Below are 13,233 nucleotides of genomic sequence, written 5' to 3'. Positions count from 1 at the left end.
CTCCACTTTGCGTCGCGCCGGTATCCTGCCACCCTGGTTCGGTGAGCACCGAGAATCAGCCCTCTCCCGCAGAACGCATAGCCGCGGTGTCCACCCCGGGCACGATCGCCCGTTGGGTGTTCTGGCCCGCCGCGGTCGTGATCGTCGGCTTCAGCGCCTTCGCGATCATCTTCCCCACCACGGCCGAGTCGTTCTTCGGCGCCATCCAGACGTCGATCGTCGACTCGTTCAACTGGTACTACGTCCTCATCGCGGCCTTCTTCGTCGGCTTCGCGATCTTCGTCGGCTTCAGTCGTTTCGGTGACATCAAGCTCGGACGCGACGACGACGAGCCCGAGTTCTCGACCGGCTCGTGGTTCTCGCTCCTCTTCGCGGCGGGCATGGGTATCGGACTCGTCTTCTACGGCGTGAGCGAGCCGCTCAGCCACTTCGTCGACCCGCGACCCGGGGTGACCGGCACCGAGCAGCAGCTGGCTCAGGGAGCGCTGACGCAGACGTACCTGCACTGGGGTGTGCACGCCTGGGCGATGTACGTGGTCGTCGGGCTCGCGCTCGCGTACGCGATCCACCGCCGTCGCCGGCCGATCTCGATCCGTTGGGCGCTCGAGCCGCTGCTGGGCAATCGTGTGCGTGGGGCCGCGGGCAACGTGATCGACGCGGTCGCCCTCGTCGGCACCCTGTTCGGTGTCGCAACCTCGCTCGGACTCGGTGTCATGCAGATGGGCTCGGGCCTCGAGTTCATCGGCCTCCCTCCCATGAACGACGCGATGCTCATCGGGCTCATCGCGATCGTCTCCGTCTTCGTCCTGTTCTCGGTGCTGTCGGGAGTGACGAAGGGGATGAAGTGGCTCTCCAACTTCAACCTCATCGTCGCCGGCCTGCTGCTTCTTTTCCTCCTCTTCGCCGGGCCGACGCAGTTCCTCCTGCGAGAGTGGGTGCAGTCGATCGGTGCGTACATCCAGGACTTCATCGGCCTCTCCTTCACCGTCAGCGCTCTCCAGGGGGCGGCGGGCGAGGCCTGGCAGGCGCAGTGGACGTCGTTCTACTGGGGCTGGTGGATCTCGTGGGCGCCCTTCGTCGGCATCTTCATCGCGCGCGTCAGCAAGGGGCGCACGGTTCGCCAGTTCGTCGCGGGCGTGCTGCTGGTGCCGACCCTGATCGGCATCCTGTGGTTCGCCGTCCTCGGCGGCTCGGCGCTGTACCGAGAGCTCGAACAGCCCGGGTCGATGCTCGCCGCCGATGGTTCGGTGAACCTGCAGGGGGCGCTGTTCCAGCTTCTCGAGGGGCTGCCGGCCGGTGGCGTGCTGACGATCGGCGCCATCGTCCTGATCGCCGTGTTCTTCATCACCTCGGCCGACTCGGGCGCCCTCGTCATGGGCATGATCGCCACGGGCGGCAACCCCGAGCCGCCGCGCTGGGTGCGTGTGTTCTTCGTCGTCATCACCGCCGCCCTCGCGAGCGCACTCCTGCTCGCCGGTGGCCTGCAGGCTCTGCAGACCGCGGCGATTCTCATCGCGCTGCCCTTCTCGATCGTCATGCTCCTGATGTGCTGGTCGACGGTGCTGGCCTTCCAACGCGAGCGCCGCGCGTACGCCCGTGCGGAGCGGGCCCAGTTCATCGAACGCATCGGCGACCACTACGGCCTCGAGGTCGAGGAGCCGAACGAGCGGGGAGTGCGCTTCCCGTGGATCGTCGGCAGGCGCGGCTGACGCGGACATCGTCGATCGCCGCGAAGGCGCCGGGCCCGACCGCCCGGCGCCTTCGTCGTACGCTGGGCGGATGCCTCCGGTGTCCTCCGCCCGTCTGACCGATGTTCCCGCCGAGACCCTCTACCGTCTGCTCTGGCTGCGCGTCAGCGTCTTCGTCGTCGAGCAGGCCGCGGCCTACCCCGAGCTCGACGGCCGAGACCTCGAGCCCGACACCGAGCTCTTCTGGATCGAAGACGACGGACGGGTTCTGGCGACGCTCCGGCTGCTGCGCGATGCCTCGGGCAACGCCCGCATCGGACGCGTCGCCACCGCCGCGGAGGCCCGCGGCCGTGGCCTGTCGGCCCAGCTCATGCGCGCGGCGGTCGAGCGCGCCGGCGAGCGGTGGCCCGGCGCGGCGATCGACCTCGACGCGCAGAAGCACCTCGCCGACTGGTACGGGCGGTTCGGATTCGCGATCAGCGGGCCGGAGTTCTCGGAGGACGACATCCCGCACGTCCCCATGCGGCGTTCCGCCTGAAGCCGGTCAGCGGATGCCGGCCTGCTTCGGCAGGCGCACGAAGAGCAGCAGCACGAGCCCGAGAAGCAGCACCACGGCGATGCCCAGCACGCCCCAGATGATGCTGCCGAACCAGGCGATGAACAGCGCCCACATGGCGGGGGAGAGGAAGCTCGCGACGCGCCCCGTCGTGGCGTAGAGGCCGAAGATCTCACCCTGCATGCCCGGAGGCGTGACGCGCGCGAGCAGTGAGCGGCTCGCCGCCTGTGCGGGTCCCACGCATCCCGAGAGGATGAGCCCGGCGATCCAGAACACGATCGATCCGGCGTCCTGCAGCACGAACAGCAGCACGGCGACCGCGATGAGCCCCGAGAGGGTCGCGATGATCACGGCTCGCGCTCCGAAACGGTCGTCGAAGCGTCCCGCGATGATGGTGGACGCGCCGGCGACGAGGTTCGCGGCGATGCCGAAGACCATGACCTCCGTCGGCGAGAATCCGAACGCGCGGGCAGCCAGCACCCCGCCGAAGGCGAAGACGCCCGCGAGGCCGTCGCGATAGACCGCGCTCGCCAGAAGGAACCAGAACGTGGGGCGCTCGGTGCGATACAGGCGAGCGATGTCGGCGACCAGGTGGGCGTACGCCGCGAAGAAGCCGACCTTCTCCGTGCTGTGCGGTGCGGAGCGCTCGGGGACGTTCAGCATCAGCGGGATGGCGAAGACGATCGTCCAGACCCCGCATCCCACGGCGATGAGCCGGTAGGCCAGACCGTTGCTCGTGTCCATCCCGAACCAGTCGGCGAAGGTGAGCACGACCACGAGGGTGAGCGCGACGATGCCGCCGATGTACCCGAGGCCCCAGCCCAGGCCGCTGACCCGGCCGATCGTGCGAGGCGTCGACACCTCGACGAGCATGGCGTTGTAGTTGACGCCCGCGATTTCGGAGACGACGGCGCCGAGCGAGAGGACGATCGCGCCGTACCAGAAGTACGCCGGGTCGGCGAAGGTGAAGAACAGCGCGAACTGCAGCAGCGCGAGGACGACGGTGAACACGCCGAGCCACCGCTTCTTCCGGCCCGATCGGTCGGCGGTCTGCCCCAGCACCGGCGCGAGGAGCAGGATCAGGATGCCGGCAGCCGTCGAGGCGACGCCGTACCCGCTCGCCAGCTCGGCGAGGGCTGCTTCCTTGATCGGGTCGGAGTCGGGCAGCGCGGCGATGTCGGCGGGCAGGAACGAATCGGAGACGAGGAACAGCGACGCGAAGACGAAGGTGAGGATGACGGAGTTGAACGGCTGCGTCGCCCAGTCCCACAGTGCCCACGACACAACGGTCTTCCGGGGGACGGGCTGCTCGTCGACATCGCGGGTCTGCATGGCGGCGATGCGCCCGAGGGCCTGCGTGTCGGCGGCGGTGGGGGGCGTGGGAACCCCCGGCGCGGATGCCTTCGGGCTGCGGCCTCCGCCGGGCGGATCGGTCTCGGGTGACATGCCGGGCACGCTACGACCTCTCCGTGAACACTCGGTGCCGCCCGTCGGCGGCGCGTCGCATCTTCGCGACGGGGTCAGCGTATCCGCAGCCGAACGGGGTGGGGCGCTTTTCAGTCGCGACGCGCGAACCGGTAGCCGATGCCGCGCACCGTCTCGATCCAGCGGCCGGTGCGTCCGTCGTCGCCGAGCTTGCGGCGCAGGTTCATCAGGTGCACCTCGACCGCGTGGAGGTCGTGGGGGCTGACGTGTTCGCCATGGACACCGCTCTGACGGCGCAGCATGAGCGCGATCCACGCCTTCTCGACGACGTCACCGGGGCGCTGCATCAGCGCCTGCAGGACGTCGAACTCGGAACGGGTCAGATCGAGGGCGCGGCCGTCGAGTTCGACGCGGCGCGATCCGGGGCTCAGCCGCAAACCACCTGCTTCGAGCCAGCCACCCGACACGTTCTCGGGTGACTGGAGGGTGCGGGGGCGCCGCATCAGGGCGTCGATGCGGGCGCGCAGCTCGTAGGGGCGCCAGGGCTTGATGACGTAGTCGTCGGCTCCGCTGCGGAAGCCCTCGACCGTCGCGGTCTCGTCGTCGACGGCGCTGATGATGAGCACGTATCCGTCGTGGAAGGCCCGGATGCGGCGAACCGCCTCGAAACCGTCGATGCCGTCGAGCTTGACGTCGACGGTCGTCAGGTCCGGACGCAGGTGGCGGACGGCGTCGACTCCGGCGGGGCCGTCGGGGAAGGCGTGGACGGCGAAGCCGTGCTGCTCGAGGGTCTGGCTGAGCAGGCTGCGGAGGTCGTCGTCATCCTCGATGACGACGGCGCTGCGCGTCACGGGTGCCTCCGGGCACGCGGGAACGCTCGACGACCGCCCATCACGGGCTCGGAGTCGACGAGAGGCGAGTTCGGGTTCACGCTTCTTGTCATGAGTGGACTCAACATATAGCGCGCCGCTGAGAGGATCCGATGATCGTGCCTCAGGGTTGCTCAGAATTGGCTCAGGTGGACGTCATGCACCTCGCCATCCGACAATGAACTTGATACGACCTGACTCAACTTCTCTTGACATGGTTTCGGTGCGCGAGTACAGTTGAGTCATCGCGGCTCAGGTTGGGCCGCCGCAGACTTCAGATCCATCAGAACCGCAAGTAAGGAGACAACTCATGGCACGTGCAGTGGGTATCGACCTGGGCACGACGAACTCCGTCGTGGCCGTCCTCGAGGGCGGCGAGCCCAAGGTCATCGCCAACGCCGAAGGGCTCCGTACGACCCCCTCGGTCGTCGCATTCACCAAGGACGGCGAGGTCCTCGTCGGTGAGACCGCCAAGCGGCAGGCCGTCACCAACGTCGACCGCACCCTGACCTCCGTCAAGCGCCACATGGGTACCGACTGGAAGACCCAGGCGATCGACGGCAAGGCGTACACGCCGCAGGAGATCTCGGCTCGCATCCTCCAGAAGCTCAAGCGCGACGCCGAGCAGTACCTCGGCGACACGGTGACGGATGCCGTCATCACCGTGCCCGCGTACTTCAACGACGCCGAGCGCCAGGCGACCAAGGAGGCCGGCGAGATCGCGGGCCTGAACGTCCTGCGCATCATCAACGAGCCGACCGCCGCCGCGCTGGCCTACGGCCTCGACAAGGGCAAGGAAGACGAGCTCATCCTCGTCTTCGACCTCGGTGGCGGAACCTTCGACGTCTCGCTGCTCGAAGTGGGCAAGGACGACGACTTCTCGACGATCCAGGTGCGCGCCACGGCCGGTGACAACCGCCTCGGTGGCGACGACTGGGACCAGCGCATCGTCGAGTACCTCATCAAGCAGTTCAAGGACACGACCGGTGTCGACGTCTCGGGCGACAAGATCGCCCTGCAGCGCCTCAAGGAGGCCGCCGAGCAGGCGAAGAAGGAGCTCTCCAGCTCGCAGTCGACCTCGATCAACCTGCCGTACCTCTCGCTGACCGACTCGGGCCCCGTGTCGCTCTCCGAGACGCTGTCGCGCGCGAAGTTCGAGGACCTCACGAAGGACCTGCTCGACCGCACGAAGAAGCCCTTCGAAGACGTCATCCGCGAGGCCGGGATCAAGGTCGGCGACATCGACCACGTCGTGCTCGTGGGTGGCTCCACCCGCATGCCCGCCGTGTCGGAGCTCGTGAAGAAGGAAGCCGGCAAGGAGCCCAACAAGGGCGTGAACCCGGACGAGGTCGTCGCCGTCGGCGCCGCCCTGCAGGCCGGTGTCCTCAAGGGCGAGCGCAAGGACGTCCTCCTCATCGACGTGACCCCCCTGAGCCTCGGCATCGAGACCAAGGGCGGCATCATGACGAAGCTCATCGAGCGCAACACCGCCATCCCCACCAAGCGCAGCGAAACCTTCACGACCGCCGACGACAACCAGCCGTCGGTCGCCATCCAGGTCTTCCAGGGCGAGCGCGACTTCACCCGCGACAACAAGCCGCTCGGCACGTTCGAGCTCACGGGCATCGCGCCGGCACCCCGCGGCATCCCGCAGGTCGAGGTCACCTTCGACATCGACGCCAACGGCATCGTGCACGTCTCGGCGAAGGACAAGGGCACCGGCAAGGAGCAGTCGATGACGATCACCGGCGGCTCGTCGCTGCCCAAGGACGACATCGAGCGCATGGTGCGTGAGGCTGAGGAGCACGCGGCAGAGGACAAGAAGCGCCGCGAGGCAGCCGAGGTGCGCAACCAGGCCGAGACCCTGTCGTACTCGATCGAGAAGCTCATCGCCGACAACGCCGACAAGCTGCCTGAGGACGTCAAGTCCGAGGTGCAGGGTGACGTCGACGCGCTGAAGACCGCACTCGCTGGTGATGACGACGAGGCCGTGAAGACCGCGTTCGAGAAGCTCAACGCATCGCAGGGCAAGCTCGGTGAGGCCATCTACGCGCAGGGTCAGGCAGACCAGGCGCAGGGTGCCCCGACCGACGCTCCGACCGGTGACGCCGGTGCGACGGCATCCGATGAGGACGTCGTCGACGCCGAGGTCGTCGAAGACGAGGACGAGAAGAAGTAATCATGACCAACAAGGACTTCGAAGAGCCGCACGGCGAAGACGAGGTCCTCGGCGGGGAGGGGTCGGACGCCCAGGCGTCCGGCCCCGACGCGCACGAGGCCACCGGAGCAACGGATGCCGCGGACGCCGCGGCTGCGGACGACGAACTGACCATCGACGACATCCTCGGCGCGACGCAGTCCGACGAGGCCGCCGTCGCCGAAGCGCCTGCCGAGGAGCACGACCTCGTGCTCGACCTCAAGCGCGTGCAGGCCGAGTACGCCAACTACCGTCGGCGCACCGAGGAGCAGCGCGAGGTCGAGATCGAGCGCGCCAAGGGCTCGGTCGCCAAGGGCCTGCTGCCCGTGCTCGACGACCTCGACCGTGCCGACAAGCACGGCGACCTCGTCGAGGGATCGCCGCTCGCGGTGATCGCGGACAAGCTGCGCGGGGTCGTGGCGCGACTGGGTGTCGAGTCCTACGGCGCCGCGGGCGACGCGTTCGACCCGCAGCAGCACGAGGCGATCTTCCAGGCGCCCACCCCGGGCGCGGCCGAGCCGACGATCCTCGAGGTCGTCGAGGTCGGCTACCGCCTCGGCAGCATCGAGCTGCGTCCGGCGAAGGTCGTCGTCGCCGTGCCGGCCGAATAGGAGGCAACGACATGGCCAGTCAGGACTGGTTCGATAAGGACTTCTACAAGGTGCTGGGCGTCTCCAAGGACGTCTCCGATAGCGACCTGAAGAAGACCTACCGCAAGCTCGCGCGCAAATACCACCCCGACTCGACGCAGGGCGATGCTGCGGCCGAGGCGAAGTTCAAGGAGATCAGCGAGGCGTACTCCGTGCTCTCCGACAAGGAGCAGCGCGCCGAGTACGACCAGATCCGAGCGATGGGGTCGGGCAGCGCCCGCTTCACCGCGGGTGGCCAGGGCGCGGGTGGCTTCGAAGACGTCTTCAGCGCCTTCAACCAGGGTGCTCGAGGCGGCGCCGGAGCGCGCGGCGCGGACTTCGACGACATCTTCGCGATGTTCAACCAGCAGTCCGGCCGATCCAGCCGCTTCGGGACGGGCGGATTCGGCCGCTCGACCGGCGGATTCCAGGGCTTCGGCGGCCCGCAGCGCGGCGCCGACGTCACAGCTCGGACGACGCTCGACTTCGCGACGGCGGTGCGCGGCGACACCGTCACGCTCCAGGGCGAAGACGGCAAGCCGTTCAAGGTGAAGATCCCCGCAGGCGTCAAGGACGGCCAGAAGATCCGGCTGCGCGGCCGCGGGCGGCCCTCGCCCGACGGCGGCGAGCCGGGTGACATCGTCGTGGCCGTCACGGTCCGCCCGCACTCGGTGTTCACGCGCGATGGGCTCAACCTGCGCGTCGTGGTTCCGGTGACCTTCACCGAGGCCGCCCTCGGCGCCACGATCGAGGTTCCGACGCTCGGCGGCGACCCCGTCAAGCTCCGGGTTGCGCCCGGCACGCCGTCGGGTCGCGTCCTGCGGGTCAAGGGTCGCGGTGTGAGCACGTCCAAGGGCACCGGCGATCTGCTGGCCGAGGTCCAGGTCGCCGTTCCTGCGCACCTCGACGAGGAAGCCCGGGCGGCCCTCGAGCGCTTCGCGGAGGTCGAACCCCGCGAGAACCCGCGTGCCGACCTGATGAACAAGGCGCGCGGCTGACACACCCGTCGTCGACCCGCCGCACCCGTTCGCCACGGGACTGGTGCGGCGGGCCGGATGACGACGATCTCGACGCCCAGGAGGTGACCAACCATGGCTGAAGACGACATCGACGAGGACGCCCCGATCTTCGCGATCGCTGCCGCGGCGGAGCTCGCCGCCATGCACGCGCAGACCCTCCGGCAGTACGACCGGCTGGGGCTCGTGGTGCCCGGGCGCACGCAGGGCGGGTCGCGGCGATACTCGCTGCGGCACATCCGTCAGCTGCGTGAGGTGGCTCGGCTGTCGGCGGAGGGCATCAGTCTGCCCGCTATCGCGCGCATCCTCGAGCTCGAGAACGAGGTCGCGGGCCTTCGTCGTGAGGTGCGAGACCTCGAGCAGCGTCTTCGCGACGAGATGCAGCAGCGCCCCGGTGCGCGGGTGTTCGCCGCGGGTGCGACCGGCGCCGTCGTGACCCTGCGCCACGGCGCGCGCGTCCGCCGCGCGACCGAGGTCGTGCTCTACCGCCGCCCCGCCGCCCCGCCCACCGCCCCGCAGTCCTAGCCGCCCCCGCAGCCTCAGCCGGCCCCGCAGCCTCAGCCGGCCCCGTCGACCCGACACAAAGGGTCGTTATCCGGCGTGCGGAGCGGCCATTCGGGTCGGTTCAGGGTGCGGTGAGGGTGGGGCGAGGGTGGGGCGGGGTGGGCGGGGTTCCTGCACAGGCGAGGGTGGGGGAGACCGGATGGTGAACGGGCTGGGGATATCGCGGGGAGAGGGCGAGAGAGCGTCAGCCTGGACGGGTGGCACGCATTCCTGCTGAGCTCCCCGAGGCGCTGCCGGGTGCCTTCACGGTTGGGACCGCGCGCGCGACCGGTGTGACGCGGGGCAGACTTCGTTCCGCCGACCTGGCCGTGCCCTTCCGCGGCATCCGCTCGCGTGCACCCGTGACGGACGTGCGCGCGCTGGTGACCGCCTATCTGCCGAAGTTGCGCGCAGGCGAGCACATCAGCCATGCCACGGCAGTGGCTCTCGTCGGCGGCTGGATTCCAGAGCGGCTGCGCACGCAGGTGGACGTCGCGGCGCCGCGACCGCTCGGGCGCGCCCGGGGTGCAGGGGTGCGCGGGCACGAAGCCGCAGCGGCGAGTCGGTGGCGGTTCGGACCCGTTCCGATCGTGCATCCGGCCGTCGCCTGGTGCCAATCGGCCGAGCTCATGGGCGAACGCGAGCTCGTCATCGCGGCAGACTCCCTCATGCGCAGGCATGATCCCGTCCTGTCCATCGAGCAGCTCGGCGGGGCGGTGGCGGCGTGGTCTGGTCGGCGCGGCGTACGCGCGCTCCGACTCGCGTACGAACGCTGCCGGGAACGCACCGACTCCGTTGCGGAGACGGAGCTGCGTCTCGACGCCGAGGACCTCGGGATGACCACCTTCGAGGTCAACGCGGTCATCCACGATGAGGCCGGGCGCTTCGTGGCCTATGGTGACCTCGTCGACGCCGAGCGGCGCGTGCTCCTGGAGTACGACGGTCAGCAGCATCGGCTCGACGACGCGCAGTACGGCCGCGACGTCGACCGCCTCGACGACCTCGCACGTCTCGGCTGGCGCGTCATCCGCGTGAACAGAACCCACCGCGGCGCGCGGCGTCGCGCCGTCCTCCTCCGTGCGCGCGAAGCGTTGACCAGCTGACCCCCCAACCCCTCGCCGACCCGACACGAATGGTCGCTCCGGCCGGAATTCGGCGACCTTTTGCGTCGGGTCGGCGATCGGGCAGGGGCGGAGGGGGCGGAGGGGGTCAGGCGGGAGGAAGGCGCAGGGTGCCCGCGGACTCGTCGAGGGTCAGATCGTCGACGACGCGCAGCGAGCGGGCGAGATGATCGAGCTCGTCGAGCACCGTTCCCACGCGCTCGCGGTCGCTGCAGACGGCCGACAACGTCACGAGGTGGGTGCCGGTGTCCCACGTGTACGACACGAACGGCGGCGTCCTCGGATCGGGAGGCAGCGTCATCACGAGCTTCTCTCCCACCCCCAGGTAGGGGGAGCGGAAGTCCTCGGTGTCGTCGTACTCCATCGGCATCATCGCCCGCGCCGCCCGCACCTGCGCCGTCGCCTCCTGCATCTGCGCGAGAACGACCAGCAGCTCGGGGTCGGCTTTCCACATCCAGGCCCGCACCCGGCCGTTCGCGCGTCGCATCAGCATCGGCACCGCCTGGCTCGCGGCCCACGCGGCGAACCGCCCGCCCGGGCGCGGCGCGGCGCCGATCGCGGCGTTGGCCTGGCTCAGCAGCATCCCGATCGCGCGCTTGCGGGCGCGGCGTCCGGAGAATCCGAACGATTCGGTGACGGCAACCCAGCGGGCGGGATCGGCATCGGCTTCGAGTCGGGCCATGACCCCAGCCTAGGGATGCCGCCGGGGTTCCCGCGTCCGCCCGCCGTGCAGCCCGTGCGGCCGGTTTGCCTCAACGCCGGGCCGCCTCCCGGAAGCGTCAAGACCGCTCGGGTAAGCTCGGGGCCGCCGCGTCGGCCACAGCCGGCGGCACTCCGCCGTACAGATTGGGCCTGACCCGTGACCGAATCCACGACGAACGAGGGTGTTCCCGCCGCCAGCTCGCGCGCACCTCTGACCATCGTGATGGGCGCCGACACCTTCGCCCCCGACGTCAACGGAGCCGCCCGCTTCGCCGAGCGGCTCTCCGCCGGCCTCGCCGCTCGCGGTCACGATGTCCACGTCGTGACGCCGAGCGTGAAGCACTCGCAGTCGGGCGTCTTCACCGAGAACATCGAGGGCGCGGACCTCACCGTCCATCGCCTCCCCGGATGGCGCTGGTACCCGCACGACTGGCTGCGCTTCGTGCTGCCGTGGCGCTCGAAGCACTACGCGCGGCGCATCCTCGACTCGGTCAAGCCCGACGTCGTCCACAGCCAGTCGCACATCGTCATCGGCCGCGGGCTCACCCGCGAGGCGAGGAAGCGCGGCATTCCGGTGGTCGCGACCAACCACGTCATGGCCGAGAACGTCATCGACTTCACGACGCTCCCGCCGTTCCTCGACAAGATCATCATCAAGCTCTGCTGGGACGACGCCAAGCGCACGTTCCTGATGTCGCGCGCCGTGACGACCCCCACGCGCAAGGCCGCGGAGTTCCTCGAGGACACGATCGACATCTCGGGCGTCATCCCGATCAGCTGCGGCATCGACAAGCGCAACTACACCCCCGACCTCACCCCGCGCGAGCACCGTCGCATCCTGTTCGTCGGTCGCCTCACGACCGAGAAGCATGTCGAGGTCACCCTGAAGGCCGTCGCCAAGCTCGCGCCCGAGCTCGACGTCCACTTCGACATCGTCGGCGGCGGCGACCAGCGTCGGAACCTCGAGCAGACCGCGCAGCAGCTGGGCATCAGCGATCGCGTCACGTTCTTCGGGCGCACCGATGAAGCCGACCTGCGTGCCGCGTACACGCGGGCGGATGTGTTCGCGATCGCGTCGATCGCCGAGCTGCAGTCGATCGCGACGATGGAGGCCATGGCCTCGGGGCTGCCGATCGTGGCGGCGGATGCCGTCGCGCTGCCCCACCTCGTGCAGTCGGGTGTCAACGGTTACCTCTTCGAACCCGGCGACGTCGACGATCTCGCGGACAAGCTGCGTCGGGTGCTCACCGCATCGCCCGAGGAGTACCTGCGGATGCAGCAGGCCTCGCTCGACGGCGTCGAGATCCACGACATCGAGCGCACTCTCGACACCTTCGAGAAGCTCTACCGCGGCGAGCCGCTCGACGCGTGACGATGCGGCTGTTCTTCGACGCGCGTTACATCCGCACCGACTTCCACGACGGCATCAGCCGGTTCTCGCACGAGCTCGCGCACGCGGTGTTCGCGGCGGCGCCCGCCGAGGACGTCGAGGTCACGTTCATCGTGCACGACCCCGCGCAGATCGCGTTCCTGCCCGAGGGAGCCCCCCACGTCGTGCTGCACGCACCGACCTCGATGCTCGAGCCCTTCGCCGCCCTGCGTCTGAACCGTCACCGTCCCGACGTGGTCTACTCGCCGATGCAGACCATCGGTGCCCTCGGTCGCCGATTCGCGCTGATCCTGACGCTCCACGACACGATCTACTACCGGCACCGCACACCTCCGCGCGACCTGCCGTGGTTCGTCCGTCTGGGGTGGCGCCTCTTCCACCTCTCGTACGCGCCGCAGCGGGCGACGCTCAACGCCGCCGACCTCGTCGCGACGGTGAGCGAGACGAGCAAGCGGCAGTTCGCCGACGTGAAGCTGACCAAGCGCGAGGTGGTCGTGCTGCCCAACGCTCCGCAGCGTCTGGCCGACCTCGCGCCGGCGACGGCGATGCCGGGGGCCGCCAAGCCGCGGAACATCGTCTACATGGGCTCGTTCATGCCCTACAAGAACGTCGAGACGCTCGTCCGGGCGATGCAGTGGCTGCCGGGTCGCACACTGCACCTGCTGAGCCGCATCTCGGACGGCCGGCGCGCCGAGCTCGAGAAGCTCGCGCCCGCCGACGCCCGCATCGTCTTCCACGGCGGGGTGACGGATGCCGAGTACGCGGCGCTCCTCGCCGACGCCGGCATGCTCGCGACGTTGAGCCTGGACGAGGGCTACGGGCTGCCCATTGCCGAGGCTCTCGCGCTCGGAGTGCCCGCGGTGGTGAGCGACATGGAGATCTTCCACGAGGTCGGCGGCGACGGGGCGCTCTACGTGCCGCCGCGCGATCCGCGTGCCTTCGCGGCGGCCGTCGTCTCGCTCGACGACGACGCTGCCCGTGCGGGGCTCGTGGCGGCGGGCCGCGCCCACATCGCGCGGTTCACCTGGGTGGAATCGGCGTCGCGACTGCTCGCGGCATCCCGTCGCGCCCGCGCGTTCCGCGCTCGCTGACGTCCG

Annotated in this window: 12 protein-coding genes; 9 read left to right on the top strand and 3 right to left on the bottom strand. The window is 69.5% G+C overall.

The window, feature by feature from the left end; translation table 11 throughout:
• Window positions 1-41 precede the first annotated feature (41 nt).
• Together DEU36_RS07850 and DEU36_RS07845 are read left to right on the top strand one after the other, a co-directional pair.
• The gene (locus tag DEU36_RS07850; RefSeq protein ID WP_120263660.1) at window positions 42-1,709 is read left to right on the top strand and encodes a BCCT family transporter; all 1,668 of its coding nucleotides are present in this window, start codon (window positions 42-44) and stop codon (window positions 1,707-1,709) included.
• Between the two features lie 70 nt (window positions 1,710-1,779).
• Window positions 1,780-2,226 (top strand): GNAT family N-acetyltransferase, encoded by a 447-nt coding sequence (locus DEU36_RS07845; RefSeq protein ID WP_120263659.1) that lies wholly within the window; start codon window positions 1,780-1,782, stop codon window positions 2,224-2,226.
• Window positions 2,227-2,232: 6 nt separating this feature from the next.
• On the opposite strand, the gene DEU36_RS07840 is transcribed toward DEU36_RS07845, so the two are convergent.
• Both DEU36_RS07840 and DEU36_RS07835 read right to left on the bottom strand, forming a co-directional pair.
• Window positions 2,233-3,690 carry an MFS transporter gene (locus DEU36_RS07840; RefSeq protein ID WP_259455272.1) on the bottom strand — a complete coding sequence of 486 codons (1,458 nt, stop codon included), beginning with the start codon at window positions 3,688-3,690 and terminating at the stop codon, window positions 2,233-2,235.
• A 110-nt stretch (window positions 3,691-3,800) separates the two neighbouring features.
• Window positions 3,801-4,520 carry a response regulator transcription factor gene (locus DEU36_RS07835; RefSeq protein ID WP_120263658.1) on the bottom strand — a complete coding sequence of 240 codons (720 nt, stop codon included), beginning with the start codon at window positions 4,518-4,520 and terminating at the stop codon, window positions 3,801-3,803.
• 328 nt (window positions 4,521-4,848) lie between these two features.
• Between DEU36_RS07835 and dnaK the strand changes: the two genes are divergently transcribed.
• The 5 genes from dnaK (at window position 4,849) to DEU36_RS07810 (ending at window position 10,026) form a co-directional block, all read left to right on the top strand.
• Complete coding sequence (gene dnaK, locus DEU36_RS07830) at window positions 4,849-6,717, top strand: molecular chaperone DnaK (protein ID WP_120263657.1); 1,869 nt, start codon at window positions 4,849-4,851, stop codon at window positions 6,715-6,717.
• 2 nt (window positions 6,718-6,719) lie between these two features.
• A complete protein-coding gene (locus DEU36_RS07825) occupies window positions 6,720-7,346 on the top strand; it encodes a nucleotide exchange factor GrpE (RefSeq protein WP_120263656.1) in 627 nt (208 codons plus the stop codon).
• Between the two features lie 11 nt (window positions 7,347-7,357).
• The gene (locus DEU36_RS07820) at window positions 7,358-8,362 is read left to right on the top strand and encodes a DnaJ C-terminal domain-containing protein (RefSeq protein ID WP_120263655.1); all 1,005 of its coding nucleotides are present in this window, start codon (window positions 7,358-7,360) and stop codon (window positions 8,360-8,362) included.
• Window positions 8,363-8,455: 93 nt separating this feature from the next.
• The gene (locus DEU36_RS07815) at window positions 8,456-8,905 is read left to right on the top strand and encodes a heat shock protein transcriptional repressor HspR (protein ID WP_120263654.1); all 450 of its coding nucleotides are present in this window, start codon (window positions 8,456-8,458) and stop codon (window positions 8,903-8,905) included.
• 236 nt (window positions 8,906-9,141) lie between these two features.
• Entirely contained in the window at window positions 9,142-10,026 is an 885-nt protein-coding gene (locus DEU36_RS07810) for an endonuclease domain-containing protein (RefSeq protein ID WP_259455271.1), read from the top strand.
• A 106-nt stretch (window positions 10,027-10,132) separates the two neighbouring features.
• Here the strand turns inward: DEU36_RS07810 and DEU36_RS07805 are convergent, their stop codons facing one another.
• Window positions 10,133-10,726 carry a hypothetical protein gene (locus DEU36_RS07805; protein ID WP_120263653.1) on the bottom strand — a complete coding sequence of 198 codons (594 nt, stop codon included), beginning with the start codon at window positions 10,724-10,726 and terminating at the stop codon, window positions 10,133-10,135.
• A 243-nt stretch (window positions 10,727-10,969) separates the two neighbouring features.
• Here DEU36_RS07805 and DEU36_RS07800 point away from each other — a divergent pair, with 243 nt between their 5' ends.
• Window positions 10,970-12,118 (top strand): glycosyltransferase, encoded by a 1,149-nt coding sequence (locus tag DEU36_RS07800; protein WP_396652162.1) that lies wholly within the window; start codon window positions 10,970-10,972, stop codon window positions 12,116-12,118.
• A gap of 2 nt (window positions 12,119-12,120) precedes the next feature.
• A complete protein-coding gene (locus DEU36_RS07795) occupies window positions 12,121-13,227 on the top strand; it encodes a glycosyltransferase family 1 protein (protein WP_120263651.1) in 1,107 nt (368 codons plus the stop codon).
• The last annotated feature ends 6 nt before the right edge of the window (window positions 13,228-13,233 follow it).

This window comes from Microbacterium sp. AG238 (genome assembly GCF_003610405.1).
GTDB lineage: Bacteria > Actinomycetota > Actinomycetes > Actinomycetales > Microbacteriaceae > Microbacterium.
Note: the sequence above shows the minus strand (reverse complement) of the source record. Positions and strands in the feature narration are given on the sequence as shown.